At 71.5% G+C, this 22,456-nt stretch carries 21 protein-coding genes; 12 read left to right on the forward strand and 9 right to left on the reverse strand.

Annotated features, from left to right (window positions below):
* Positions 1–64 precede the first annotated feature (64 nt).
* Positions 65–544 carry a 6,7-dimethyl-8-ribityllumazine synthase gene (gene ribH, locus ACN28C_RS17455; protein WP_422774721.1) on the forward strand — a complete coding sequence of 160 codons (480 nt, stop codon included), beginning with the start codon at positions 65–67 and terminating at the stop codon, positions 542–544.
* Positions 545–581: 37 nt separating this feature from the next.
* On the opposite strand, the gene ACN28C_RS17460 is transcribed toward ribH, so the two are convergent.
* From ACN28C_RS17460 to ACN28C_RS17470, 3 genes are all read right to left on the reverse strand, one after another.
* Positions 582–1,358 (reverse strand): amino acid ABC transporter ATP-binding protein, encoded by a 777-nt coding sequence (locus tag ACN28C_RS17460; RefSeq protein ID WP_422774481.1) that lies wholly within the window; start codon positions 1,356–1,358, stop codon positions 582–584.
* Positions 1,355–2,170 (reverse strand): amino acid ABC transporter permease, encoded by an 816-nt coding sequence (locus ACN28C_RS17465; protein WP_422774722.1) that lies wholly within the window; start codon positions 2,168–2,170, stop codon positions 1,355–1,357. The genes ACN28C_RS17460 and ACN28C_RS17465 overlap by 4 nt, the downstream gene beginning before the upstream one ends.
* Before the next feature lie 65 nt (positions 2,171–2,235).
* Positions 2,236–3,093 carry an ABC transporter substrate-binding protein gene (locus ACN28C_RS17470; protein WP_422774482.1) on the reverse strand — a complete coding sequence of 286 codons (858 nt, stop codon included), beginning with the start codon at positions 3,091–3,093 and terminating at the stop codon, positions 2,236–2,238.
* A 207-nt stretch (positions 3,094–3,300) separates the two neighbouring features.
* Here ACN28C_RS17470 and ACN28C_RS17475 point away from each other — a divergent pair, with 207 nt between their 5' ends.
* The 5 genes from ACN28C_RS17475 (at position 3,301) to ACN28C_RS17495 (ending at position 7,732) form a co-directional block, all read left to right on the forward strand.
* The gene (locus tag ACN28C_RS17475) at positions 3,301–3,822 is read left to right on the forward strand and encodes a SigE family RNA polymerase sigma factor (protein ID WP_422774483.1); all 522 of its coding nucleotides are present in this window, start codon (positions 3,301–3,303) and stop codon (positions 3,820–3,822) included.
* Positions 3,819–5,042: a GerMN domain-containing protein gene (locus ACN28C_RS17480; protein WP_422774484.1), complete on the forward strand. Its 1,224-nt coding sequence runs from the start codon at positions 3,819–3,821 to the stop codon at positions 5,040–5,042. The genes ACN28C_RS17475 and ACN28C_RS17480 overlap by 4 nt, the downstream gene beginning before the upstream one ends.
* A gap of 148 nt (positions 5,043–5,190) precedes the next feature.
* Entirely contained in the window at positions 5,191–5,454 is a 264-nt protein-coding gene (locus tag ACN28C_RS17485) for a phosphoribosyl-ATP diphosphatase (RefSeq protein WP_121159833.1), read from the forward strand.
* An 89-nt stretch (positions 5,455–5,543) separates the two neighbouring features.
* Positions 5,544–6,389, forward strand: a complete 846-nt coding sequence (gene hisG / locus ACN28C_RS17490; RefSeq protein WP_422774485.1) for an ATP phosphoribosyltransferase — start codon at positions 5,544–5,546, stop codon at positions 6,387–6,389.
* A 209-nt stretch (positions 6,390–6,598) separates the two neighbouring features.
* Positions 6,599–7,732 carry a hypothetical protein gene (locus ACN28C_RS17495; protein WP_422774486.1) on the forward strand — a complete coding sequence of 378 codons (1,134 nt, stop codon included), beginning with the start codon at positions 6,599–6,601 and terminating at the stop codon, positions 7,730–7,732.
* A 71-nt stretch (positions 7,733–7,803) separates the two neighbouring features.
* On the opposite strand, the gene ACN28C_RS17500 is transcribed toward ACN28C_RS17495, so the two are convergent.
* Together ACN28C_RS17500 and ACN28C_RS17505 are read right to left on the reverse strand one after the other, a co-directional pair.
* Positions 7,804–8,100 carry a hypothetical protein gene (locus tag ACN28C_RS17500; RefSeq protein WP_422774487.1) on the reverse strand — a complete coding sequence of 99 codons (297 nt, stop codon included), beginning with the start codon at positions 8,098–8,100 and terminating at the stop codon, positions 7,804–7,806.
* Entirely contained in the window at positions 8,097–9,332 is a 1,236-nt protein-coding gene (locus tag ACN28C_RS17505; RefSeq protein ID WP_422774488.1) for a hypothetical protein, read from the reverse strand. Before ACN28C_RS17505 ends, ACN28C_RS17500 begins: the two co-directional genes overlap by 4 nt.
* Before the next feature lie 621 nt (positions 9,333–9,953).
* Between ACN28C_RS17505 and ACN28C_RS17510 the strand changes: the two genes are divergently transcribed.
* Positions 9,954–12,833 carry a helix-turn-helix transcriptional regulator gene (locus ACN28C_RS17510; protein WP_422774489.1) on the forward strand — a complete coding sequence of 960 codons (2,880 nt, stop codon included), beginning with the start codon at positions 9,954–9,956 and terminating at the stop codon, positions 12,831–12,833.
* Between the two features lie 93 nt (positions 12,834–12,926).
* Here ACN28C_RS17510 and ACN28C_RS17515 read toward each other — a convergent pair whose 3' ends face one another.
* The 3 genes from ACN28C_RS17515 to ACN28C_RS17525 form a co-directional block, all read right to left on the reverse strand.
* Complete coding sequence (locus ACN28C_RS17515; RefSeq protein ID WP_422774490.1) at positions 12,927–16,409, reverse strand: phosphatidylinositol-specific phospholipase C domain-containing protein; 3,483 nt, start codon at positions 16,407–16,409, stop codon at positions 12,927–12,929.
* 266 nt (positions 16,410–16,675) lie between these two features.
* On the reverse strand, positions 16,676–17,041 hold the full coding sequence (locus tag ACN28C_RS17520; RefSeq protein WP_422768617.1) for a GntR family transcriptional regulator: 366 nt from the start codon (positions 17,039–17,041) through the stop codon (positions 16,676–16,678).
* On the reverse strand, positions 17,038–17,832 hold the full coding sequence (locus ACN28C_RS17525; protein WP_422768618.1) for a hypothetical protein: 795 nt from the start codon (positions 17,830–17,832) through the stop codon (positions 17,038–17,040). The genes ACN28C_RS17520 and ACN28C_RS17525 overlap by 4 nt, the downstream gene beginning before the upstream one ends.
* A gap of 217 nt (positions 17,833–18,049) precedes the next feature.
* On the opposite strand from ACN28C_RS17525, the gene ACN28C_RS17530 reads away from it, so the two are divergent.
* The gene (locus tag ACN28C_RS17530; protein ID WP_422768619.1) at positions 18,050–18,820 is read left to right on the forward strand and encodes a hypothetical protein; all 771 of its coding nucleotides are present in this window, start codon (positions 18,050–18,052) and stop codon (positions 18,818–18,820) included.
* Positions 18,821–18,980: 160 nt separating this feature from the next.
* Positions 18,981–19,394 (forward strand): hypothetical protein, encoded by a 414-nt coding sequence (locus tag ACN28C_RS17535; protein ID WP_422768620.1) that lies wholly within the window; start codon positions 18,981–18,983, stop codon positions 19,392–19,394.
* 710 nt (positions 19,395–20,104) lie between these two features.
* Here ACN28C_RS17535 and ACN28C_RS17540 read toward each other — a convergent pair.
* Positions 20,105–20,692, reverse strand: a complete 588-nt coding sequence (locus tag ACN28C_RS17540; protein WP_422768621.1) for a TetR family transcriptional regulator C-terminal domain-containing protein — start codon at positions 20,690–20,692, stop codon at positions 20,105–20,107.
* 102 nt (positions 20,693–20,794) lie between these two features.
* On the opposite strand from ACN28C_RS17540, the gene ACN28C_RS17545 reads away from it, so the two are divergent.
* The 3 genes from ACN28C_RS17545 to ACN28C_RS17555 all read left to right on the forward strand — a co-directional run bounded on the left by ACN28C_RS17545 (position 20,795) and on the right by ACN28C_RS17555 (position 22,456).
* Positions 20,795–21,268: a GNAT family N-acetyltransferase gene (locus ACN28C_RS17545; RefSeq protein ID WP_422768622.1), complete on the forward strand. Its 474-nt coding sequence runs from the start codon at positions 20,795–20,797 to the stop codon at positions 21,266–21,268.
* A 107-nt stretch (positions 21,269–21,375) separates the two neighbouring features.
* Entirely contained in the window at positions 21,376–21,765 is a 390-nt protein-coding gene (locus tag ACN28C_RS17550; RefSeq protein ID WP_422768623.1) for a hypothetical protein, read from the forward strand.
* Between the two features lie 10 nt (positions 21,766–21,775).
* Positions 21,776–22,456: a hypothetical protein gene (locus ACN28C_RS17555; protein WP_422768624.1), complete on the forward strand. Its 681-nt coding sequence runs from the start codon at positions 21,776–21,778 to the stop codon at positions 22,454–22,456.

Consider the following 22,456-nt stretch of genomic DNA (forward strand, 5'->3'; position numbering starts at 1 on the left):
CGAAGACGGCGGAGTTCACGAAGACGGCGGAGTTCACCAAGATGACGGAAAGGCTGGCGTGACGATGGCGGGGTTCGGGGAGCCGGGGCAGTCGACGGTGGACGCCTCCGGGCTGACCGTGGGGGTGGTGGCCGCGCGCTGGCACGGCGAGCTCACCGACCACATGGTCGACCGCGCGGTGACGGCGGCCAAGGCGTGCGGCGTGGACGACGTACTGGTGGTCCGGGTCGCCGGTTCGGTGGAGCTGCCGGTGGTGGCCCAGGCGCTGGCCCGGCGCTGCGACGCCGTGGTGGCGCTCGGCGTGGTGATCAGGGGTGCCACCGCGCACTTCGACTACGTCTGCCAGTCGGTGACCGAAGGGCTGACCCGGGTCGCGCTGGACAGTGGCACACCTGTCGCGCACGGCGTGCTGACGGTGAACGACCTGGAGCAGGCCCGGGACCGGGCCGGGCTGCCCGGCTCGGCCGAGGACAAGGGCTGGGCGGCCACCACGGCGGCGCTGGAGGCCGCCGTGGCGATCCGGGACATCGCCGCCCGGCCCTAGCAGGGCTCACCGGTGACGCCGCCGGCCCCGGCCATCGTCATCGGGGTGGGAGCCGGCCCGCCTCGATGATCCGGCGGAGAAACTGCCGGGTGCGCGGCTGGGTCGGCTCGCCGAGCACCTGCTCGGGCGGCCCCTCCTCGAGCACCCGCCCGCCGTCGAGGAAGCAGATCCGGTCGGCGACCTCGCGGGCGAAGCCCATCTCGTGGGTGGCCAGCACCATCGTCATCCCGTCCGTCTTCAGGTCCCGGATCATCGTCAGCACCTCGCCCACGAGTTCTGGGTCGAGCGCCGAGGTGACCTCGTCGAGCAGCAGCAGCCGGGGCGAGTTGACCAGCGCCCGGACGATCGCCACCCGCTGCTGCTGGCCGCCGGAGAGCCGGTCCGGATAGTCGCCGGCTTTCTCCGCCAGCCCGACCCGGCCGAGCAGGTCGTGCGCCTGCGCCTCGGCCTCGGCGCGGTCCCGACGGTGCACCCGGACCGGTGCCAGCGTGATGTTCTCCAGCACCCGCAGGTGCGGGAAGAGGTTGTATGCCTGGAAGACGATACCGATCCGCCGGCGCACCAGATCGGGGTCGACGCGCGGATCGGTGATGTGCTCGCCGTCGAGGTGGATGGTGCCGTCCTCGGTCTCCTCCAGCAGGTTGACGCAGCGCAGCAGGGTGGACTTGCCGGAGCCGGAGGCGCCGATCAGCGCCACCACCTCGTGCTCGGCCACCGTCAGGTCGAGACCGTCGAGCACGACGTGCCCGCCGTAGACCTTGCGCAGCCCTCGGCAGCGCAACACCGGCCCGGCCGGCGTGGGCGGGCCGGTCACCGGGCGGCCTGCCGGCGGGCGGCGCGCAGGGTCACCCAGTCGGTGACCGCGATCAGCGGGATGGCGAGCAGCACGAAGAGCACCCCCGCCACAATGTACGGCGTGTAGTTGAAGGTCTCGGCGGTGGCGATCTGCGCCGCCCGTACCGCGTCGATCGGGCCGGCGAGCGAGACCAGCCCGACGTCCTTCTGCAGCGCGACCACGTCGTTGAGCAGCGGCGGGGCCACCCGGCGGACGGCCTGCGGCAGCACCACGTGCCGCATCGTCTGCCGATAGGTGAGGCCGAGCGACCGGGCGGCGGCGAGCTGGCTGGGATGGATCGACTCGATGCCGGCCCGGAAGACCTCGGCCAGGTAGCCGCCGTAGGTGAGCACCAGCGCCATCCCGCCGAGCACCAGCACCGGCGGCGTCCCCTGTAGCCGCAGGCCCGGCACGCCCAGGGTGAGTACGTAGAGCACGATGATCAGCGGGAGCCCTCGGAACGTGTAGGTGTAGCCGGCGGCCAGCGCCCTCACCGGGAAGAAGACGGGCCCGCGCAGGGTACGCAGCACCGCCACCACCAGGCCGAGGGCGAGCGAGCCCAGCGCGCAGAAGACGAGCAGCCGCACGTTGAGCCAGAGCCCGGCGAGGATCTCCGGGAGTGCCGCCCGGCCGATCTCCGGGTCGAGGAAGGACTGCCGGACCCGCTCCCAACCGGGTGACCCGGTCACCGCCAGCACCAGCAGCACGCCGAGTACCCCGGTCGAGGCGGCGGCGACCAGCACGGAGCGGACCGTCTGCCGTTTCCGGTAGGCGGTCCGCTCGCGGGCGATCGGGGACGGGTGGTGCGCCGCGGCCGGGTGGTGTTCCGGTGACCGGGGGTGGTGGTCGGCCAGGGTCACGTCAGGTCGGCGACGCCGGTCACCTCGGAGAGCCAGGTCTTCTCCAGGTCGGCCAGCGTGCCGTTCGCCCGTAGCGCGTCGACCGCGCCGTTGACGCAGCCGGTCAGCGGCGAGTCCTTGTCGAGCAGCAGGCCGAAGGTCTCCGGGACCCCGACCTGGGGCAGCTGCCCGACGACCGTGGCGTCCTCGATCTCCGCCGAGGTGATGTAGAAGGCGGTGGGCAGGTCGACGACGATGCCGTCGAGCTGGCCGTTCTGCAGAGCCTTCTTCGCGTCGTCGTTGCTGTTGTAGACCTGCGGCTTGACGGTCGGTTCGATCACGTCGGTGATCGCCTGGTAGCTGGTGGTGCCCACCTGCGCCCCGAGTTTGGCGCCCCGCAGGTCGGCCAGCTTCGTCTTCCCCGCGATCGTGGAACCCTTGCCGGCGACGACGGCCTGCCGGACCAGGTAGTACGGCGAGGTGAAGTCGACCGCCTGCTTGCGTTCCTCCGTGATGGAGAACTGGTTGATGTCGAAGTCGAACTCCTTCGGCCCGGGGGCGATGGCGGCGTCGAACCTGACCCGGACCCACTGCACGTCGATCCGGGCGAAGCCGAGCTGCTGGGCCACCTCGTACGCGACGGCCGACTCGAAGCCCTTGCCGTTGGCCGGCAGGTTGTCGCTGAACCACGGCGCGTACGCCGGGTCGTCGGTGGCGATGGTCAACGTGCCCGGCGTACGGGTCTTCAGCTCCGCCTTGGTGCAGGCGCTCTGGGGCGGACCCGGTGCGGGTTGGTTCTGGGGCGCGCAGCCGGCGAGGGCCGCGAGAACGATGGTGGCGGTCGTGAGCGCGACCGGCAGTGATCGGCGAGCCATGGCCGACAGCATAGGCACATGTCGACGCGTACCCATAGACGTCGTTCTCGATCCGATGCGGATGTCGGTCGGATTTCGGCAGGTCGAGCGCGATATCGGGGTGTCGAGTGGTGTCGACCCGCCCTGGGCGGTAAACCGGAACGGCGGGTCGCGCGTCAACCTGCCGTGACGACCCATCTGGTCTCCGACCCGCCCGGCGGGAGGACCATGACACGACCGGAGCCACCGCAGTGGACGGCGGACGAGGCGATCGCCAGCCTCTTCGCCGCCCACTACCGCCCACTGGTCCGGCTCGCCACGCTGCTCCTGCACGACCAGGGCGTGGCGGAGGAGATCGTGCAGGACGGCTACGTCGCCCTGCACGGGCACTGGTCCCGGCTGCGGGACGCCGACCGGGCCCTCGGCTACCTGCGGACCAGCGTGGTCAACCGCTGCCGTTCGGCGCTTCGGCACCGGCGGGTGGTGACCGCCCACCTCGCGGCAGCCCGGCCGGCGGCGGACGCGCCGAGCGCGGAGAGCGGCGCGCTCGACCTGCTCCGGCACGACACGGTGATCGCGGCGATGCGCACCCTGCCGCCCCGGCAGCGCGAGGCGCTGGTGCTCCGCTACTACCTCGACCTCTCCGAGGCCGAGACCGCCGACCTGATGGGCGTCAGCCGGGGCGCGGTGAAGAGCCACACCTTCCGTGGACTGGCCGCGCTGAAGCAGAGCCTGGGAGCAGAACGATGAGCGACGAACGGTGGCGCGGCCCGGCGGAGCCGGTGCCGGGCGACGAGGAACTGTTGCGCCGGATACTCGCGGCCGAGGCCGACCGGATCGATCCGGAACCGGGCGCCCTGCCCGCCGTCCAGCGGCGGATCGCGGCCGGCGACCGGGGCGCCGCCGGGCGCCGCTGGTGGGACATCACCGGGCGCCGCTGGTGGGGCGGCGGGCCCGGCTGGTCGCTGCCGGAGATGACCCGGCGCCGGTCGGGCCGCTGGTCGCCGTTTGCGGCCGGCGCGGTGACCGTGGCCACGCTGAGCCTGGTGGCGGTCGCCGCCGGCCTGGTCGGTACCGTCGTGCCGACCCCCTCCGACCGGACCGAGCCGCCGCCCGGCGCCGCCGGCACGGACGGCTCCGCGACTCCGACAACCCCGACCGGCGACGTCCGCCCCGGTCCGACTCCGTCCGGCGGCGCCCTCGCCCCCTCGCCCGGCACCTCCGCCGGTACGCCGGCAGCCGCACCCGGCGCGCCCACCGACAGCCTGGCCGTCTACTACCTCGGCGGTGACCCGGACAAGCCCCGGCTCTACCGCGAGTTCCACCGGCTCTGGCTGCGCGACGGCTCGGCCCGGGACCGGATCACGGCCGCGGTACGCAACCTGCTGGACAGCCCGGTCGGGATGGACCCCGACTACCGCAACGCCTGGCCGGAGGGGACCGACCTGCGTGGCGTGACGGTCGACGGTGAGATCGCCACCGTCGACCTGGCCGGCGCGGCCCGCCACGACGTCGGCGCGGCGACGGCCCGGCTCGCCGTGCAGCAACTGGTCTGGACCGTCACGGCGGTGCCGGGCGTCTCCGGGCTGCGGCTGCGGCTCGACGGGGCGCCGGTCGACCGGCTCTGGGACCGGGTCGACACCGCCGGTGTGCTGCGCCGCGCCTCGGCGGTGGAGGCGCTCGCCCCGGTCTGGCTGATCTCGCCGCAGCACGGCGACGCGGTCGGGCGCACCTTCCCGGTGCACGTGGCGGGGATCCTGCCCGAGGCGACCGCCCAGCTCCGGATCCGGCGGGACGGCCGGGTCGTACGCGAGCAGGTGGTCACCCTCTCGATCGCCGGCCCGGCCCAGGGGGAGCGGACGGTCACCGTCACCCTGCCGCCGGGCAGGTACACCGTCACCGCGTACGCGATCTCCCTCGCCGACGGCAGCGAACAACACCTCGACGACCACACCATCACGGTCCGCTGACCGCTGCGCCTGAGATGTTAGGAAGGGCCCCCTGTACAACAGAAAACGATAATGGGGGGCCCTTCCTTACCTGCTCGGCGGTTCACATGGTGGGCTGCGACGGCACCCGGGGGCCGGGGCGGCACGGGAGGGCTGCGAGAATCGCGGGGTGAAGACGTTCGAGGAGCTGTTCGCCGAGTTGCAGGCCAAGGCCGCGGCCGGCACTCCCGGCTCGGCGACGGTGGCCGCGCTGGAGCGCGGTGTGCACGCGATCGGCAAGAAGGTCGTCGAGGAGGCGGCCGAGTCGTGGATGGCCGCCGAGCACGAGGGGCCGGAACGCGCCGCCGAGGAGATCTCGCAGTTGCTCTACCAGGCACAGGTGCTGATGCTCGCCACCGGCCTGGAGCTCAAGGACGTCTACCGACATCTGTGAGTGCCCCGCCCGCGTCCCGCCACCCGGTCACCGCCGGGGGACGCGTCCGTCAGTCCGATTCCGATCCCTGACCGCGAGGAGCACCTCCGATGCTGCGCATCGCCGTACCCAACAAGGGCACCCTCTCCGGCCCTGCCGCGCAGATGCTGCGCGAGGCGGGCTACCGCCAGCGCGGTGACGACCGCGACCTGATCTGCCGGGACGACCCCAACGACGTCGAGTTCTTCTACCTGCGTCCCAAGGACATCGCCACCTACGTCGGCTCCGGCGACCTCGACCTCGGCATCACCGGCCGGGATCTGCTGGTCGACTCGGCCAGCCCGGCCGAGGAGATCGTCGACCTCGATTTCGGCGCGGCCACGTTCCGGTTCGCCGCCCGGCCGGAGACGGTCGCCGCGGTCGACCAGATCGCCGGCCGCCGGATCGCCACCGCCTATCCCGGGGTGGTGCAGGGCTATCTGACCGAACACGAGCTCGCCGCGACGGTGATCCGGCTCGACGGCGCGGTCGAGAATGCCGTACGCCTCGGCGTGGCCGATGTCGTCGCGGACGTCGTCTCCACCGGTGCCACGCTCCGGCAGGCCGGACTGGAGATCATCGGTGAGCCGATCCTGCGCTCGTCGGCCGTGCTGGTCCGCCGGGTCGGCGCGCCGGCCAACGGGCAGGTGGACCAGCTGGTCCGGCGCCTCCAGGGGGTGTTGGTCGCCCGCCGGTACGTGATGCTCACCTATGACGTCCGGGCCGACCTGCTGGAGAAGGCCTCCGCGCTCACCCCGGGGATCGAGTCCCCGACCATCTCGCCGCTGCACCGCGAGGGCTGGGTGGCGGTGCAGGCGATGGTGCTGCGCCAGGACCTGCACCGGATCATGGACGAGCTCTACGATGTCGGCGCCCGGGCTATCCTCGTCACCGATATCCACGCCTGCCGGTTGTAGTCCGCGCGGCCTGTCGACCGGTCGGGAGACCGGTCGGCGGGCCGACGCCACTTGTCGGCGGCAGAGAACCGTGGGCCGGGCCGCCCGCTTTCCGGAGCCGGCCGGCTGCGGCCAGCTCTGCCGGTGTAAGTGTTCGGTAAGAATCTCCGGCTCCGGTGCGGGCCATAATCAGATATCGATCATGGTTACATCGCCACGGGGGAATTCGGATGCCGAAACGTACACTGTCCCGTCGCCTCTTCGCGGGCGCGCTGGGGCTGGCCACGATGCTCGCGCTGCAACCGGGTGAGGCGCGGGCCGCCGCGCCGGCGGACCTGCCGACCTACACCTACCTCGACCTCGGACCGCTCGGCACGACCCCGGGCGGCAGGGCGTTCAGCGAGGCCGCCGCGGTGAACGCCGCCGGGACCGCCGCCGGTCTGGCGACGACGTCGCTGCGCGGCTACAGCCTGCGCGCCACCACCTGGACCGGCGGCGTGGTCCGGGACCTCGGCGCGATCTCCACGACGGCGTACTCGTCCAGCCAGGCGACGGACATCAACGACCTCGGTGTCGTCGTCGGCGCCAGCCACGTCAACGCCACCGACCCGATGCACGCGTTCGTGCACCGGCACGGTGTGATGTCCGATCTCGGCACCGGCTACGGTCCGGGCAGTGGGAGTGTGGCCCAGGGGATCAACGAGGCCGGCGTCGTCGTCGGCTGGCGGTACGAGGCACAGGGCGCGCCCTACCGTGGGGTGGTCTGGCGCGACGGCGAGATCGTGGAGATCGGCTCGTTCGGCGGCACCGCCGGCCCGTGGGGGACGCTCAGCGTCGCGAACGCCGTCAACGACCACGGGCAGGTGGTGGGTGCGGCGGCGACTCCGGACGGACCGCTGCACGGCTTCGTCTGGATGGACGGCGTCCTGCGCGACCTCGGCACGCTCGGCGGCAACGGCGAGTCGACCGTCGCGCATGACATCAACGACCGGGGGGAGGTGGTGGGGATGTCGCCGACCGCCGACGGGGAGATGCGCGCCTTCCTGTGGCGGGACGGCGACATGCGCGACCTGGGCGCACTGGGCCGGGACCTCTCGGTGGCGTACGGGGTGAACGGGGTGGGACAGGTCGTTGGGACCCTCCAGTCGGCGGCGGACTTCCGCAACGACCACGCGTTCCTCTGGCAGGACGGCACGATGGTCGACCTGAACGAACGTGTACCGGAGCTGCCGGCGTCCGTCACGCTCCAGTCGGCGCAGGACATCAACGACTCGGGCATGATCGTCGGGTTCGCCTGCCCGATCCCCTGCGACCTCGGCGGTGACGAGGTGCGGCGCGGCTTCCTGCTGACCCCGACCGACTGATCGGGACGCGTACCCCCGACCGGGACGCGCGTACCCCTGACCGGGACGCGTTTCCGTTTGCCGCCGCCCCGTCACCTGCGCGTTCTCCGCCGCTGATCCGCCCGGGCACCGCAGGTCGCGGTTGCCCGGGCGGCCTCCTCAGGTGGGCCCAACTCGACGGTGACCGGCTCGCCGTCGAGTTGGGCCCGGAACGCGTCGGCGATCTCGTCGGCCCGCTCGGCCGAGACGTCGGCCTTGAGCCGGACCACGACCCGGGGTGGCATGGAGAGACCCTCGGCGACACTGTCGACGTACGGTTCGTCGATCAGCCGCATCCACCGCCGGTCGCGCGGCTGGTCCAGGACGACGACGAACGCCCCGGCGGTCACGAGATGGTCATCACCGACACGCCCAGCGCGGCCTCGATCGCGGTCACGTTGATGAAGTGGACGTTGTAGAAGCACTCGCGCGCCGGTACGGAGTTGTTCCACGGGTTGGAGGTACCGCCGGTGCAGCTCGTGGCCCTGTCCGTCAGGTACGCCGAGCTGACGATGCCGAGCGCGGTGATGTTGCCGTTCGACACCGCGACGGCGAACCCGGGACCGCCACTGTCGCCCTGTCCGGCGAGCGGCACGCTCGACGACGACGTGCGCGCGAAGTAACCCGGCCCCGCGCCGTTCGGGCCGACCACGTTGATCCGGTGCACCGTCGCGTTGCACACCTCACCGGACATCCCGCCACCGGCGCACACCTTCTGGTCGATCGACGGGCCCGAGCGACTCGTGATCTGCCGGCCGGTCCCGGACGACCAGTCGCCCCGGTACATGAACGCGGAGTAGCTGCGGTTGGTGATGAGCATCGAGTCGGTGGTGGCGTGTCCGGCGTTGGAGCGCCCGACCGGCACCGAGGAGAGCCCGAGCACGGTGGGGGTCGTCCAGTCGCGGTTGGCGCCGCAGTGTTCGGCGGTCAGCATGCCGACCGTGCCGGAGGAGGTGCGGGCGGCGAAGCCGGTGGAGCAGTGCGCGAAACTCCCGGAGACGGGGCCCGGACGCTCGATCACCGCCCCGCCCCAGAACGGCGCGCTGTCGGAGTATCTCGCCAGCGGCACCATCGCACCCGCTTCGGAGATCTCGGTGGCTCCGAGCCGGCGCAGTTCCGCCCGCTGTTCCGCGGTCGCCGACGGTTCCACGTCGGCGTGCAGGCCACGCAGGTCCGAGGTGCTGGAGACCGCCCCGATCGGGATGCCCCGCAGCTTGGCCGTCTTGATCAACGCTCGGGCGCGAGCGACGATCTGCTCTTGGTTGTAGGGGACGCTGACGACCGACAGCGTGACCCCGCTGCGGAGCCGGGACGCAAACGTCCGCAGCGTGGAGGGCTGGTCGCCGGCCCAGTACACCCGGACCGTCCGGCCGTCCGCGTCGAATGCCGAGCCGGCGAAGCCGCGCAGGCCCTCGGTGGCGGTGAGTCTGTGGAGCTGGGTCATCAGCTCCAGCTGTGCGGACTGGTCTGCGGGTGCCGGCGCCGCCGCGACCGGGCCGGTGCCCGCGCCGCCTGCGGCGGCGAGCACGCCGCACGACACCGCGACCGCCAGCCGCCTGAAGACGTGTTTTCTCGAACCCACTGCGATCCTCCCCGTGATCACCCCGGGGGCAGCGACCGCCCGGGGCGTGAGCGCCGGCATCGACCGGATGGCCGACCAGAACGGACATCGACGCTCACTTGCCTTGAATTGCTGATCACATTTACCACAGTCGAAGGGTGGTGGCAATGGTGCTCGCGAGTCACGTGGTGTGCGTACTCTCCGGAATTTCCGGTGATGTTCCGGGAGCTGAGAACGTCTCGACTGATGGATCGTCCAGGTCTTGTGTCTCGCAGGTTCGATGGGTATTAATAGGGGTACGACATATCGACGGCGCCGGATTACCGAAAGTTTTCGGCAACTGTCTGGGCGGTCTCCACGGCGCCGGATCTGGTCCCGGGAGAAGTGCCATCCGCGCTACCGGTCAACGGCGGCGGCCCACCGGCGCCGCCAGCTGACGGGGGCGGGACCCGGTGCGGAGGGAAGGACGCCCCCTCCGCACCGGGGTCGGCGCCACGGCCGGCGCGACCCGGCTCGTCCGGCCGGAGCGGAGACCGGCCCGATGCCCCTGCCGTGCTCCCGAACGCTGGAGTCCGATGCTGTGCCGGTTGCGTCCATCCGGGACCATCGATAGGCGGACTTCACTGTAATATTCGAGGAGCCATGCCGCTTTCCGCCGGACCCGGAGCGCTCTGGGCCGGGCGCGTGGCCGAGACCGCGGTGCTGCGCGACGCCATAGCGGGCCTGCGCACCGGCACCGGCGGGGTCGTCTGGGTCGAGGGTGAGCCGGGCATCGGCAAGTCGTCGCTGGTGGCGGTCGGCGCGCGGATCGCCGCCGACCTCGGCTACCACGTGTTGCGGGGCGTCGCCGACCAGTTGGTCCATCCTCCGCCGCTCGGCGTGCTCTGCGACTGCCTCGAGATCGGAGCGCGCTCGTCCGATCCTCGCCGCGTCGAGATCGCGGCGTTCCTGAGCGCCCGGCGTCCCGCCCTCGACCTCGCCGACGCCACGTACGCGACAGCCGTCGAGATGGTGGTCGCCCTCGTGGACGAACTCTGCAGCACCAGCCCGACGGTACTGGTCGTCGACGACGTCCAGTGGGCCGACGACGCTTCCCTGGACGCCTGCCGCAGGCTCGCCTCGGCAGCGGTCCACCTGCCGCTGCTGCTGGTGCTCTGCTACCGCCCCGGCTCACACCGACCGGCCGTGCAGCGGCTGCGACCCGCCGCCCGCGACCGGGACGCCATCCGGATCTCGCTCGGCCCGCTCGACCAGGCCGCGGTGCGCGACCTGCTCACCGGCGTGCTGGGTGCACCACCCGGGGTCGGACTGGTCGGGCTGGCCGCCCAGGCGATGGGCAACCCGCTCTACCTGCGGGAACTGGCCGAGTCGCTGGTCCGCGAGGAGATGGTGGAGATCGGCGCGGAGGCCGAGGTACGCGATCCGGCCTCCGCCACCGTGCCCAGGTCGCTGGCTGCCGCGCTGGACAGCCGGCTGAGCTACGTCCGGGCCGACACCGTCGACCTGCTCCGGGTGGCGACCCTGCTCGGTGGGGAGTTCACGGTCACCGAACTTGCGGTGCTGCTGGCCCGGCCGGCGATCGACTTCTCCGGCGACCTGCACGAGGCGGTGGCCGCCGGGATCCTGGTCGACGCCGGGCAGCGGATGCGGTTCCGGCACCCGCTGATCCGGCAGGCACTGCACGACAACATGCCGGCGGCGCTGCGCGCGGCACTGCACCTCGACGCGGCCCGGGCGTTGCAGGCCGCCAGCGTCGAGCCGCAGCGGGTCGCGCAGCACCTGCTCGCATCCGGAGTGGTCGGCGACCGGTGGGCGCGGCGCTGGCTGACCGAGGCGGGACCGCTGCTCGCGGGCCGGACGCCGCAGCTCGCCGCCGAACTGCTGCGCCGGGAACTGGACCACGACCCCACCGACGACCGCGAACGGGCGATGCTGGGGATGACCCTGGCCCGGGTGCTGCTCGCCACCGGCCGGCACGAGGAGGCGACGGCACGGGCCCGCCAGGCACTGGCGGTGGTCGCGGACCCGGCCGACCGGGGCCATCTCAGCTGGGTACTCGCCCGCGCGCTGTTCAGCGGTGGCGAGAACGAGGCGGCGGCGAGCGCCCTGCGCCGGGCACTCGGCTCCGCCGACCTCCCCGAGGTCTGGCGCGCCCGGCTGCTCGCCTCGCTGGCGATGTTCCAACGGGCCGGCTGCGGGGACCTGGCGGCAGCCGACCTCACCGCCCGGGAGGCCCTGGAGATCAGCGAGGCGGCGGGTGACGCCTTCGCGGCGGCGTACGCGCTGACCGACCTCTGGATCAACCATTCGGTACGGCGGCAGCACCGGCTCGCCCTGGACTGCGTGGATCGGGCGATCGAGACCCTGGGCACCACCGCCGACCACGTGGACCTGCGCGCCTTCGCGCTGCACGGAAGGATCTTCTCGCTGCAGAACCTGAGCCGGTGGGCCGATGCCGAGGCGGCGCTGCGGGAGGCGCGGGAGTTTCTGCACCGGGCGGGCCGGGCCGAGGACACCACCTCCGGGGTCACCGCCGGGGTGCTGATGTTCTGGCTGGGACGCTGGGACGACGCCCTGGCGGAACTGCACGCGGTCGAGCAGAACGGTTCGGCGTCGACGTACCGGGGCCTGCGGGAGGGTGGGCCGGGGTGGCTGTGGCACGGGGTGGCCGCGGTCGTCGCCGCCCGCCGGGACGAGCGGGCCGAAGCCGCCGCGCACGTCCGGGCCGTCGCCGACCGCCCCGTCGTCACCGTCGCCGACCGGGAGAACACCGACTTCCTCCGGGTCGGGCGGTCGCTCGCCGCCGAACAGGACGGAGACCAGCAGCTGGCTCTGGCCCTGCTCGGCGACTTCCTCGAACGTCGGCCCGGCGAGATGACGCTGACCCACCAGTGGCTGCCCGGCATCGTCCGGCTCGCCCTGGCCGTCAAGGACCGGTCGGCGGCCGAGGCGGCCGTGCGGGCCTGCCTGGCGGAGGCGGCGGCGGAACAGGTGCCGGCCCGGGCCGTTGCGGCCGCCGAGTGGTGCCGGGGACTGCACGACGGCGATCCGCTGCCGCTGCGCACGGCCGTGCAACACTACCGCGGCGCCGGGGCTCCGGTGGACCTCGCCGGGGCGCTGGAGGATCTCGGCGTCGTCCTCGCGCAGCGTGGCGAGACGGCCGAGGCGCGCGCCGCCCTGGACGAGGCGATCGAGCTGTACGGCGGGTTCGGCGCCGCCTGGGACATTCGCCGGGCCGGGGCGCGACTGCGGGCGTACGGGGTCCGGCGGGGGGTGCGGGGTGCCCGGGTCAAGCGCGCCGGGCACGGCTGGGCGGCGCTGACCCCGACCGAGCGGAAGGTGGCGCTGCTGGTCGCGGCCGGCCGCTCGACGCCGGATATCGCGCAGCGCATGTTCCTGACCCGGCGGACGACCCAGACACACATTTCGCGGATCCTGGCGAAGCTCAGCATGCGGAGCCGGGTGGAGATCGCCCGTGCCGCCTTCAGCGAGGACCCGGACGGAGTCGCCACGGACCACTGATGACTCCGGCGCGGCGGGGCGGGAACGCCCGCCCGGGTCGGCCCCGGACGGACGCCCCCTCTCGACCGGACGCCCCCTCTCGACCGGTACCGGTCAGGTCGCCGGACCGACCAGCTTCCACGGCTCGTGGTCCGGGCCGGCTCCGGTGCCGGGGGCGTTGCCCTGGGTCCACCACTTGGCCCGCCAGACGTTGCCGTTGTACTTGACCGTGACGTTCTCCACCGGCTGGGTCGACGGGTCGTAGACCCTGGTGGCGTTCCAGGCCGGTGCCGAGCAGCCGCCGGCCGGCGGGTTCACCTTCCCGGCCCCCCGGTTCTGCTCGGCGACCGAGGCGTACGTCGTGGCGCCGAGCTTCACCGTGGTGTTCACCGGTCCGGTGGCCGGGATGTAGTAGACGATCGGCACGTCCAGGCTCCGGCCCGCCGGGATGATCTGGCAGTAGTCCAGGTGCAGGCTCACCCGGTGGAAGTTCCCGGTGAGGCCGGTCCGGGCGTTCGGCCCGGTGTGCCCGGCCCGGACCTGCCATCGGCCGCCCTGCTCGCCGGTCTGCCAGTCACCGTCCTTGATCAGCGCGGGTGTCGAGGTGGGCAGGTCGAAGGAGATGACATTCTCCTTGCCACCGCCGATCGTCACCCCGGTGTTGTTGGTGATCCGGACCGTCGGGGTCAACGGCCAGAGCTGCGCCGTCTCGGTCGGGTACCGCACCAGGTCGACGGTGACGTCGACCGCCGAGCTGGACCGCTGCGCACTGCTGCCGGTTCCGCGGCTGCTGTCGTACGCGTCGAGGTCCTGGAGCCGGTCGTGCAGCCGGCTGGTGAGGGTGTAGCCCATCACGCACGGGTTCCTGGTGCTGGTGTCGGCCTCCTCCGGGCAGTCGTAGTCGCCGGAGAGTTCCCACATCATCACGCCGCCCGCGCCGCTGCGGTCGACGTAGTCGACGATCTGGTCGATGCCCTGCAGGTCCTGGATGGAGAGGAAGGTCCGCTTCTCCGCGTTCCAGAGCCAGGCGGTGCGGGTGACCCCGTCCCAGTGCCGGTCGTAGCTGCCGGTGCGCCGGTCGGCGGGGTCGGTCTCCGGGCTCAGGCCGACCGCCCTGGCATAGCGGGGCGTGACGTCCCGCTCCAGGTTCTTGGCGTGCCACATCGGGTTGACCCCGGCGCCGACCTCCTCACCCTCGGTGGAGAGGTCGTGCCAGATGTTGTCGATCCCGACCGCGCCGTTGCCGCAGGGTCGGACCAGGCCGGTCCCGGGCTGGCAGTCCTCGCCGACCGACGTCCCCCACATGCCGTTCTCGCCGCCGGTGACGTCGCGCCAGCCCCGGGTGTAGTACGGGATACCGATGTTGATCCGCCCGGCCTGCATCGCGCCGCGCAGGTAGTGGAACGCCCAGTCGGTGTTGAAGTAGCCGATCTTCTGGTATTCCGGGGTGTCGTAGAGTTCGGTCAGCTCCGGGTCCCGGCCGTCGTCGTAGAGGGCGGCGTTCGGGCCGACCACGTCGTTCCAGGAGCCGTGGTAGTCGTACGCCATCAGGTTCGTGTAGTCCTGATAGCGCAGTGCCTTGTGGTTCTCCATGCCGCGTACGAGGTAGCCGGAGGCCGAGGAGGCGGAGGTCAGCAGGTAGTACTCACCGTCCGCCGCCGCGGCCCGGTCCAGCCGGTCCCGCAGCGTCCTCATCAGCGCGGTGTACGCCGCCGGAAGCCCTTTCCGGCGCGGCTGGGCGACCGCCCAGTCGTTCGGGTTGCCGGTGTCGTCCAGCACGGTCGGGTACTCGAAGTCGATGTCGACGCCGTCGAAGTCGTACCGGCGGAGGAACTCGACCACCGAGTCGGCGAAGGTGTCGATCCCGGCCTGGTTGGTGCTGCCGTCGGCGTTGGTGGTCATCGGGTAGAAGCCGCGGCTCTCCGCCCAGCCACCCACCGAGACCAGCGTCTTCACCCGGGGATGCAGCTTCTTGTAGGTGCTGAGCAGGTTGAAGTGGCCCCGGTAGGGCAGGCTCCCGTCCATCTCGGTGCCGTCGCCGTCCCAGGTCATCCCGGTGGCCGGGTTGCCCGGACCGTCCGCGCCGACCGAGATCCGGTTTCCCTCGATCCAGGCGAAGGCGTAGTTGACGTGCGTCAGCTTCGACCACGGGATGTTGTCGACCAGATAGCGCGGCTTCCCGTCGGCACCGGTACGGGTGCCGTTGAAGTAGCCGATCACCCGCCGGTCGCGGCCCTGGCCGAGCCACTCCCGCCCGTCACCCTGGTAGACGTCGCAGTACGGGGCGGTGGTGCCGGCGGTCGGAATCATGCCGTCCGGGCGGCACTGCGCGTGGTCACCGGGCACCGCCGGCCGGCTGCCGCCGTCGTCCCCGCCGGGGTGCGCCTCCTTCGGGGTGCCGGCACCCAGGTTGGGAAACGCCGAAACGTCGGTCGGGTTCATGCTGACGATCTCGTCGATCAGGCCGCCGCCGGGGAAGTCCATCATCACGATGCCGGTCCGGTCCATGCTGGACCGGCCGCCGAAGTTGTCGCCCCGGCCGGAATAGAACTCCGGGCAACGGCCGTCGGTGCCGTGCAGACACTGGAGGAGGAACTCGTTGACCCCGGTGGCGGTCGGGGTGCCACCGGCGACGGTGCCGGGGTGGGCCGAACTCTTACCCGTGCCGCTGCTGAAGTTCAGGTACAGCGAGTCGGGTTCGTGGTGGTGGCTGCTCTGTTCCCCCCGGTTGGCGTCCCATACCCCGTTGGTCTTCCGGAGATGAGCCCGGACGGATTCCCACTTGTCGTTGATATGGCTGATCGTGGGAACGTCGTACTCGTCCTGGACGTACCTGTTGTCATCGAAAAAGCCACCGCCCGGGTAGAGCTGACCAATTCCGTAGCCCTCGTAGATGCCACCGAACGGTCCGCGGAACCCGAGCAGGACGACCTTTCCGCGTACGTCGCCGAGGTTCGGCGTCGTCGCCTGCCGGCCACCCCTGACCGACTCCGCCCAGAACAGGTCCCGCCAGGCCCTGCCCTGACTCCTTCCGATACCGTCGCTGTCGTAGTAGTCCCCGTCGAGATACGAGTCGAAGACAGCCGTCCGCCATGAGCCGCTGTCGAACCCGTCGGCGTCGGAGCAGTTTGACGTGCCCTCGCCCGTGCACTCCGCCTTCAGGTTCAGCAGGACCGTCTCGTCGGGGTAGGCGTCGAGGAAAGCCTCGATCTTCGTCAGTACGTCGGTGAAATTGGTGTACTGGTAGTAGACGCCATGATGGATGGTGAATCGCAGGCCGTCATCACCGTTGTCCACCCGGACCCGGATGTCGATCGACCGGATGCCGGCCTCCAGTTGGACGGTCAGCGTTTCCGCGCTGTAGCCGTGTGGTTCCTGGGTCTGGCTGATGCTGGTGGAGATGAACTCGCACTCGCTGCCGTCGCCGCTCGACGAGTGGCCGCAGAGCGCGAGAGAGTTGTGGGTGCCGGGGATCGACAGGTCGGCCAGACTGGCGTCGTCCGGCACCCGGGACATCCAGTTCCGGTTGGACTCCGAGGCGGACTCGATGTCGTGGTAGTACCCGCTGGCGGCTGCCGGTGCGGCGGGTGTCAGCACGACCGCCGCGGTCGCGACCAGGGTCAGGACCAGGAACGGGACGGACAGCCTCCGGCGCGAAACGCGCCCCTTCCGGGGTATTGGTGGGCCGGTTCGAGGATGTGTCTGCAAGGTGCGCCTCCCTGCGTGAGCGCTCGCGCCCGGCGTGGCGCCGGGCGGTCGTGCTCGAAGTGTCGGTGCGCCGGAGGTGCCGAGACATCTGTCAGATGACGACGGTCTGCGCCGAGCGCGTACGGGCGCTGCGGTCGCCGCTCAGCTCGACCGACTCAGGGTGTCGCGGCCCGGCCGAGTGCCGCCTCGACGATCCTGATCGCCTCGGCGGGGTCGATGCCGACGCTGGTGACGACCGCCGCGTAGTCGTGGGCGGCGCGGCGGGCCTGTTCGAGGGCCTGCTCGCCGGCGGCCGAGACGAACGAACCGGCCCGGCCACGGGTCTCGATCAGCCCGGCCTCCTCCAGCTCCCGGTATGCCCGCCCGACGGTGTTCACGGCGAGGCCGAGGTCGGCCGCGAGCCGCCGGATCGTCGGCAGTCTCGTCCCGACGGCGAGGGTGCGATCCTGGATCTGTCTCGCGAGCTGGGCCCGGAGCTGCTCGTACGGCGGAGTCGGCGAGTCCGCGTCGATGACGATCATCCGGTGACCATGGCACGTCGGGCCGTCGTCCCGACACGGGTACTCCGGAAGTGGATCAGGCAGTAGGCGATGGCACCCACCACCACGAGTCCGATCGAGGCGACGTTCCACCAGCCGAACGATTCTCCGTACAGGAAAATTGCCGGCAGCGTCCAGACCAGGCTCGGGGTGACGAGGGCGCGGGCGTCCTCGACCCGCATGATGACGTCGGCGGTGAGCGACGCCTCGTCGTCGGCCACGGCCGGGCTCGCCAGCACGTTGCGCAGTTGCAGCACGATGCCGACGGCGGCGCCGGTGAGACCGATCAGGACGACGGTCGCCCCGCGCCGCAGGCCGGGGTCCGGAACCGCGAGCACGCTCACCGCGAGCAGCAGGGCGGCGGTGAAGCTGACGACCGTGAAGACGGCGTACGGCCGGCCGAGCACCGCCGACCAGCCGAGCTGGACCGGGTGGGCGACCCGCCGGGACAGCCGCGCGCCGGCCTGCCGGTCGACGTGCCGCACCCACCAGCCGAGCAGCCACTGCGCCACCAGCAGCCCGACCACCAACGCCACCAGCGCCAGCGTGGGTAACCAGGAGGAGGTGACGTTGTGGGGCAGCGTCGACACGTGGGTGAGTGCGGCGCCGACGATGAACGCGGCCAGCAGCAGGCTGTCGGCGACCCTGGCCCGTCGCCGCACCGCCAGCCGCGCCGCGAGCAGCGGGGTCGGCTCGACGTCGGCCAGGCCGTGCCGCTCCAACCACACCCCGGCCAGCCACCGCTTCGGATCCGTCTGAGCTGACGGTCGCATGCCCCACCTCCGTACGTCGCAAGTCTTGTCTCATCAGCTTGGGTCATAGTATGCGACAATGTCAACCCTGGGTCGGGCGGGCACGTGCCGGCCCTTCTGTCCGCATCCGTCCTGCGCGTCTGCGTCACGCCTCCGCGGGCGGCAGTAATCGAAACCCCTTGTCGTCCAGATCGGCTAACATCCCCGCCATCTTTGTCGAGGGAAGGAAACAGTGCAGGTGCGTTCTCTACGGTCGGCGGCTTCCGGCCTTGTCCTCGTCGCGGCGCTGGGCCTCGCCATGGCGGGCTGCGGCAACGGCGAGGAAGCCTCCGAGACATCCGCGCAGCCCGGAAACACGCCCACGCCGATCGAGCTCAGCCCGGTGGAAAAGCTGGCGGACGCGGCCGCGAAGACGAACCAGAAGCCCCTCACTGTTGTCGTGCGGGGGCCCGGGGCGACGACCGAGGCCAGGCTGGACCCGGATGCGAAGAAGGCCACGATGAAGGTCGTTGTGGACGACGGGAGCAAGACCCTTCGCGTCGACCTGATTCAGATCGACGCCGATTTGTATATGCGGGCGCCTGACCTGCCCGGGGCTTCGAAGAAGTGGATGCACAGCGTCATCTCGGCTATCCCGGCGGACAGCCCGCTTCGCGTGCTGCCCGAAAGTGACCACAGCGGCGTCGCCGATCTCGTCAACTGCGTCGTCACGGCCGAGCGAAAGGGCGGGCGCGAGTTTGCCGGCACGCTGGACCTCACCCGCTCCCGCAAGATCGATCGAGTGCTGCTCACCGAGCTCGGTGCCAGGGCAAAGGCCGTGCCGTTCAGCGCTCTCACGAGTCCCGATGGCAACTTCTTCGAATTCACCATCGACATACCAAGCGTGCTGCCGAGTTACAGCACGATCAGCTACGAGTTCAGCAGGATGGACGGCGTAGACGCCGAACGTCCAGCCGCCTCCGAGGTCACCAAGCTGCCAAAGTCAATTATCGATCAGTTCGACCTCTGAGCGGCCGGTTCACAGCGGTATCGGGCGCCGAGTCCCGCGTCCGCCCGTGAAGCGCGACTCGGCGCCCGCTAATACCGATTGGTCGCCCGGCTGCCCTGGCTCTGGCCCAGGCGCGGCCTGGAGGACACCAGGACCTTGCCTGCCGACAAAAAGGAGAGGCGTGACAGTGCCGGAAGCGGCGACGACAGACGTACCTGCGGGTGCGGAAGCTGCGGCGTGGGCCGCGGAACTGGTCTGTGGCGAGCTGCGCGAGGCGTACCTGTTGGTCGCGGCGGCTGTGCTGCTCGACCGGGCCGGTGACGGCCCGGTGCATCCGGAACTGCGCCAGGCGCGCCGCTGCGGCGAGGAAGCTCTCAATCTGGCCGCCCACGTCGAGCGGCCGCTCGGCAGCGGGCTGACGCAGCTCCGGGGCCAGATCGGCGGCGGTGACGTGGCGAGCATCGGCCGGGTCGTCGGCTCGCTGAACGTGTCGCGTACCCGGTTTACCGAGGCCGCCGAACGCGTCGCCGGGCTCCCTGGGCGGCTCCACCACGCCGAACGGCAGCTCCGGGAGACCGCCGACCCCGGCTGCTGATCGCGGACGTGACCCGGGACTGGTCGCGGGCGGCCGAACACCTCGGCCTGCTCACCGGGAGCCTGACCGAGGCGGCCGGCGCGCTGGTGTCGTACGCCGATCAGGTCACCGGCGCGACCGCCTGCCCAGACTCTCCCGGCCGCCATCCTCCGGTGGCCGGGAGCCGAGCTGGCCCGGGGCGGGTGCCGGGCTCCGGCCGTGGTCACCCGGGCGGTCGACGGACGACCCCGCCCGCCTCGGCGCCGCTACCTGCGAAGGGACCTGAGATGGCAGCAAGCAGCGCACCGGCACCGAACGGAGGTGCCGAGTGATCTATCGCAGCGGACGACGAATCTTCCGGTCGGACAAGGTTCGCGCCAAGCGGTTCTGTTCGCGGTGACGCGGCCTCGACCCCGCCGAGGTGTACGCCTACCTGCGCGCCCTCGCCGACGAACTGGACCGGGCGTGCCGGCATCGTGTGGCTCCCTGAACGTCTGCTGCCGCTCCAGCTTCCAGGAACCTGGCGCGGTGGTCGCCCAGAAGCGTTGCTCGAAGTCGGGCCAGTAATCCTGGAGGCACAAGTCCTCACCGGCATCTCCAGCCAAGAGATCCTGCATCAGGTATGTCCATCTTGGCCACGATCCGCCTCCCACCACTCATGCCCTGACCACCCTCTGCGGCCTGCTATGGGTGAATCACTCAGGGTAGGTCGATGGGGTGGACTTGTCTCTTTAGGCCAATTGGAGAGCGGTCAGCGTGGCGTCGAGCGCCGCGATCTGGGCGACCGGCGGATAACCGTCCGGGTCGGCGGAGGCGAGCGCCGCAGCCCCCTCCACCATGGCGATCAGGGCGAACGTGGCCGTCGCCACCCGCGCCTCCGGCCACCCCGGCGCGACGGCGGAGACGAGTCGGGACACCCGGTCCCGCCACGCCCGGTTGTTGGCGCGGTGCTGGGCGGTCAACTCGTCGTCGCCGACGGCTGCGGCCAGGAAGCCGACCCAGACGACGCTCTCGGTCGCGGTCTCCTCGTCCAGCGCGAGCCCCTGGGCGAGTACGGCACGTAGTGCGGCGGCCGGATCCGCCGCATCCGCCTCCAGCGCCTCCACCCGGGCGCGGGTCCGCTCGTGCAGCAGGTGGCGGGCGTGCAGCAGCAGGGCACGGCGGTTCGGAAACCGGTGCATGACCAGCCCGGTCGTGCAGCCCGCCGCAGCGGCGACCGCGCGGATCGTCAGCCGCTCGATCCCGTGCCGGGCCAGCACCTCCCACACGCCACGGGACAACTGTGCCTCCTGGGCCGGCCGGTCCGCCCTCCGTGACATGGATCCCACCCCGCATCGCTCCACAGCACCGGTAACGTTCGTTACCGTAACAGACGTTACCGATTGGCGAGAGCGTGGGCCAACCCAGGACGGAGAAACACCATGCCGGATTCCGAACGCTGGACGATCGAGGTACGGCCGTGGCACGACCCGGCCGGCGCCGCACTCCGGATGCGTCAACGGGCCGAACTCGACGCCCGGTACGGCAGCGACAACCACGAACCCGGCACACTGCCCTCGGAGTCCGACATCGACATCTTCCTCGTCGCGGTCGATCCGGTCACCACGGAGGCCGTCGGGTGCGGCGCCCTGCGTCGACTGGACGCCACCACCGCCGAGATCAAGCGGATGTACGTGGAGCCGCACGCCCGGGGCAGCGGCGTGGCCACCGGCCTGCTCTCGGCCCTGGAGTCGGCCGCGATCGATCGCGGCTGGACGACGCTCCGGCTGGAGACGGGGACCGCCCAGCCGGACGCGCAGCGCTTCTACCGCCGCGAGGGCTACCGCGAGATACCGCTCTTCGGCCACTACGTCGGCTCGACCCTCTCGGTCTGCTACGAGCGCACACTCCGCTGACCAACGCCTGGAACGTCCACCGACCGCCGGTCTACCGCCCGCCTGCGACGGCTTGACAGATCCTTGACGCCGCTGCGGCACCGTGGTCGACAGAAAGGAGTGTCACGATGACTCGACGTTTACGACGGCTCGCCGTCGCGGTCGGCGCCGTGGTCGCCGCCAGCGCGGCCGGACTGCTCGGCGCCGGCCAGGCCGGGGCGACCGGCCCGAGCCAGGTGCCGCCGGACGGCACCGTCTGCACCAGCCTGATCCGGGCGGACGCCGGTGTGGTCCTCAGCGGCAGCAGCACTGTCAACAGCGGTTCTGGTCCACTCTGGAGCGTAAAGGTGGCCAGCTCGGCCAATGGCCCGGAGAGCGAGGTCCTCCGGACCCCGGCCCGGACGCTGCCGCCCACCACCGTTGTCCCGCCCGCTCCGGGCACCTGGTTCTTCCGGGGCTGCCTGCGGAACACCGGCCCACTGACCACCAGCGTCCAGCTCCAGCTCGACCCGATCTAGAGGAGGGACCGTGTTCACCGCACGAATGCGCAGGACGGCGATCGCCGGCGCGGTTCTGGTCGGCGCCGGGCTGGCCCTGAGCGGAGCGACCGCGGCACAGGCGGCGGTTGGCGGCAGCCTGCCCGCCGGATCCACCGTCTGCACCGAACGCACCCGTTCCGCGCAGGGGATCGCCTTCTACGGCTCTCTCCAGGCACCCGTCAGCGGGGTGACCGCCACCTGGACCGTCCACGCCAGCAGCACCGCCGACGGCCCGGAGACCACCCTGCTGCGGCTGCCGTCCCGGGAGCCGAGCACCACCTACCTGAGCTGGCCGGGCACCTACTACTACCGGCTCTGCGTCACCAACAGCGTCACCGTGACCGGGACGCTGCGCTTCACCTTCTTCGCCCAGGGCAGCGGCGGGATCGGCGGCTTCGGCCCGGCGACCGCCGTGCTCGGCCCGGCCGGCAGCTACTGCGGCCTGGAGACGAGCGTGCCGGCGCGGCTGACCGGCACGTCGACGGTGCCGGTGCGCTGGTCGGCGGAGGTCGGAAACTTCAACGCCGAGTTTCTTCGCACCGAACAGTACGGCACCAGCGCCGGGATCGACCGGCTGCTCACACCGGGAGCCGACGAGATATTCCAGGTCTGCGTGACGAACACGGGCGCCACCACCGCCACCATCTCCTTCGACCTCACCAGCCCGTGA

Source organism: Plantactinospora sp. WMMC1484 (genome assembly GCF_049315195.1).
GTDB lineage: Bacteria > Actinomycetota > Actinomycetes > Mycobacteriales > Micromonosporaceae > Plantactinospora.

Bases quoted from the DNA above. Each gene is read 5' to 3' on its own strand.
- ribH (WP_422774721.1), top strand. From the start codon at position 65: ATGGCGGGGTTCGGGGAGCCGGGGCAGTCGACGGTGGACGCCTCCGGG.
- ACN28C_RS17470 (WP_422774482.1), bottom strand. From the start codon at position 3,093: ATGGCTCGCCGATCACTGCCGGTCGCGCTCACGACCGCCACCATCGTT.
- ACN28C_RS17475 (WP_422774483.1), top strand. From the start codon at position 3,301: ATGACACGACCGGAGCCACCGCAGTGGACGGCGGACGAGGCGATCGCC.
- ACN28C_RS17480 (WP_422774484.1), top strand. From the start codon at position 3,819: ATGAGCGACGAACGGTGGCGCGGCCCGGCGGAGCCGGTGCCGGGCGAC.
- hisG (WP_422774485.1), top strand. From the start codon at position 5,544: ATGCTGCGCATCGCCGTACCCAACAAGGGCACCCTCTCCGGCCCTGCC.
- ACN28C_RS17495 (WP_422774486.1), top strand. From the start codon at position 6,599: ATGCCGAAACGTACACTGTCCCGTCGCCTCTTCGCGGGCGCGCTGGGG.
- ACN28C_RS17510 (WP_422774489.1), top strand. From the start codon at position 9,954: ATGCCGCTTTCCGCCGGACCCGGAGCGCTCTGGGCCGGGCGCGTGGCC.
- ACN28C_RS17520 (WP_422768617.1), bottom strand. From the start codon at position 17,041: ATGATCGTCATCGACGCGGACTCGCCGACTCCGCCGTACGAGCAGCTC.
- ACN28C_RS17525 (WP_422768618.1), bottom strand. From the start codon at position 17,832: ATGCGACCGTCAGCTCAGACGGATCCGAAGCGGTGGCTGGCCGGGGTG.
- ACN28C_RS17540 (WP_422768621.1), bottom strand. From the start codon at position 20,692: ATGTCACGGAGGGCGGACCGGCCGGCCCAGGAGGCACAGTTGTCCCGT.
- ACN28C_RS17545 (WP_422768622.1), top strand. From the start codon at position 20,795: ATGCCGGATTCCGAACGCTGGACGATCGAGGTACGGCCGTGGCACGAC.
- ACN28C_RS17550 (WP_422768623.1), top strand. From the start codon at position 21,376: ATGACTCGACGTTTACGACGGCTCGCCGTCGCGGTCGGCGCCGTGGTC.